Source organism: Paenibacillus sp. OT2-17 (genome assembly GCF_009827695.1).
GTDB classification, from domain to species: Bacteria; Bacillota; Bacilli; order Paenibacillales; family Paenibacillaceae; genus Paenibacillus; species Paenibacillus polymyxa_B.
In genome coordinates this window covers 1-2,722 of sequence record NZ_WUDQ01000502.1, presented here as the reverse complement: position 1 = coordinate 2,722, position 2,722 = coordinate 1, and the positions used below count along the sequence as shown (strand labels likewise).

The 2,722-nt window shown below is 46.4% G+C and carries 3 protein-coding genes; all 3 read left to right on the top strand.

Translation table 11 applies throughout. The features are described from left to right. On the top strand, window positions 1–252 hold a 252-nt coding region (locus GRP75_RS23750; protein WP_202404286.1), incomplete at its 5' end, for an HRDC domain-containing protein. A gap of 54 nt (window positions 253–306) precedes the next feature. Next, complete coding sequence (locus GRP75_RS23745) at window positions 307–2,175, top strand: B12-binding domain-containing radical SAM protein (protein WP_160790543.1); 1,869 nt, start codon at window positions 307–309, stop codon at window positions 2,173–2,175. A 184-nt stretch (window positions 2,176–2,359) separates the two neighbouring features. Then, window positions 2,360–2,722 (top strand): alkaline phosphatase (locus tag GRP75_RS23740; protein WP_337194262.1); only part of this gene is annotated, 363 nt, incomplete at its 3' end.

Below are 2,722 nucleotides of genomic sequence, written 5' to 3'. Positions count from 1 at the left end.
ATTCGTCGCGATCTGGCCGCTCAGGAGCATGTACCGTCTTATATCATTTTCAATGATGCGACGCTGCGTGAGATGAGCGTAGCGAGCCCGCAATCCGAGGCAGACATGTTGCGGATCAAGGGTGTCGGCGAAGTGAAGTTCCGCAAGTACGGCAAGCCATTTCTTGATTTTTTTCAAAATCAGGGGAATATCGGGGGAACGGTAAGCGAGGACGAAATTTATGCAGACGATGTGTACGAGGATTTTGAATAGCTATACTAAGGCAAGGATAGAACAGTTCATGCAAACTATAAAAGGTTGTGACCTATGAAAGTCATTTTATCAACGTTAAATGCAAAATATATTCATACCTCGCTGGCAATTCGATGCCTCAAAGCCTACAGTGAAAAGGACTTTGAGATCGAGCTGGCGGAGTACACGATTAAGGACCCGGTGATGAACATCGTATCCGACTTGTTTCAACGCGGGGCAGATGTCATCGGCTTTTCCTGTTATATTTGGAACATTGAAGAGACGATTAAGGTCATTGATGTGTTGAAAAAAATTATGCCCGAGGTCAAAATTGTTCTGGGTGGTCCGGAGGTATCCTACGATACGGATCACTGGATGAAGCGTTTGGCGAATGTGGATTTTATCGTGGTTGGTGAAGGAGAGGAAACATTCCATCAACTGCTGCAGGAGCTGGAAGGGGATCGCAAGTTCCATTTTGTATATGGACTGGCTTACCGTAAGGGAGAAGAGGTTATTCAGATGCCCGGCCGCCCGAAAGCGGACTTGAACGAGCTGCCGTCGCCCTATCGTTTTGCAGAGGATATACCGGAACTCGGGAAACGGGTTGTTTATTTTGAGACGAGCCGGGGTTGTCCGTTCAGCTGCCAGTTTTGTCTGTCCAGCATTGAGGTTGGGGTACGTTATTACGATATCGAGCGCACAAAGTCAGATATTTTGTATCTGATCGACAATGGGGCCAACCTAATCAAGTTCGTGGATCGGACGTTTAATATTAAACGCGATTATGCACTGGAAATGTTCAAATTTTTGATTGAAAATCACCGTGGCTGTGTCTTCCAGTTTGAGATTACGGCAGATATTATGCGTCCTGAGGTGTTGGATTATTTGGCGGAAAACGCGCCACCGGGCGTATTTCGATTTGAAATCGGCGTCCAATCAACGAATGATCCCACCAATGAGTTGGTTAAGCGTCGCCAGAACTTTACCAAACTTTCCCGTACTGTTACCAAGGTCAAACAAAGCGGTAAAATCGACCAGCATTTGGATTTGATCGCCGGATTGCCCTTGGAGGACTACAACACATTCCGTAAAACGTTTAATGACGTTTTTGCGCTCGGCCCGGAAGAGCTTCAACTTGGCTTCCTCAAAATGCTGCGTGGCACCGGACTGCGTATCGACGCAGACAAGTATAACTATACGTATATGGATGTTGCGCCGTATGAAATGCTGAGCAATGACGTCCTTTCCTTTGCCGATATCGTCCGGCTCAAGCGCTTGGAAGATGTATTGGAGAAATACTGGAACTCTCATCGTATGGATCATACAGTCAACTATCTGATTGAGCGTGAATTCTCGTCCGCTTTTGATTTCTTTCAGGAATTCGGAGACTACTGGGAAGGACAGGGCTGGCAAAAAATCGGACATCAGCTCGAAGACTTGTTCACGCGTCTCCAGTCCTTTCTGGAATCGCGTGGAACAAAGCGAATGGATATGGTGCTTGGACTGATGAAGCTTGATTATTTCCTGAACCATAAATACAAGCCGCGTAAAATCTGGTGGGAGCATACCTTGGAGAAGGACGATTGGTCCAGCTACATGAAAATGATTCTCCAGCACCCGGACGCGCTGTTGTCACCTGCGGTTGCAGATTTAGTGGCAGATGCGAGCAAGGAGAGTACAGGTGAGGCGAATGTAGGCAATCAACAGCCTCAGCCATACCGCGAGATTATTCCAGCCTTTGCTTCATTGAAGCTGAGTGAAAAGGAACTGCAAAAGCACGCGGTGCTGGATGTACTGCCATTTAGTCTGGATCATATCCTGAGTGGGGGAAGCCCATTGACAGCCGAAGGCCGCACGCTTCTGCTTGTAGTCTATCAGCAAAATGGACAGCAAAAACCGCTCTACTACACCATGCCGATCGGCAAAAATATCGCCGCCATTTAAATATAGACGCCAGAGGGCATCGACTTTGATAAACCAAGAGTCGGTGTCTTCTTTTGTTTTATAAAAAACAGGTGGTCACTCCAAATTTTACATTCGTGTAATCTTTTGCTTTACGATGCTTTACAAAGCAGATATATGATTACTTTATCATATATGAATATTAAATTTATTGGAGTGTGACCTTGTGAAAAAGCGTTCGATGAAAAAGAGTATCCTTGCTTTCGGTGCCATTACCGTTTTGAGTGCGCCATTGTTATCTGCTAATATCCCTAACGCTTTTGCAGCCTCATCTAGTACCAAGTCTACTACCGCACAGGTATTCAAAGGACTGAAAACCTCGTCAGCGAAAGTCGATGCTCCTAAGAATGTCATTCTCTTTATCGGCGATGGTATGGGAGAAGCAAGTCGCAACGCGATTCGCTTGGCGACGGTAGGGAAATCGGGATTACTTGAAATGGACAACATGCCTGTAACCGGCTTGGTTAGCACAAGTTCAGGGGATAACCTTGTTACGGATTCCGCCGCCGCTGCGACTGCAATTGCAACA

Excerpts from the sequence above, each read along its gene's own strand:
- GRP75_RS23745 (WP_160790543.1), top strand. The coding sequence starts at position 307 with ATGAAAGTCATTTTATCAACGTTAAATGCAAAATATATTCATACCTCG.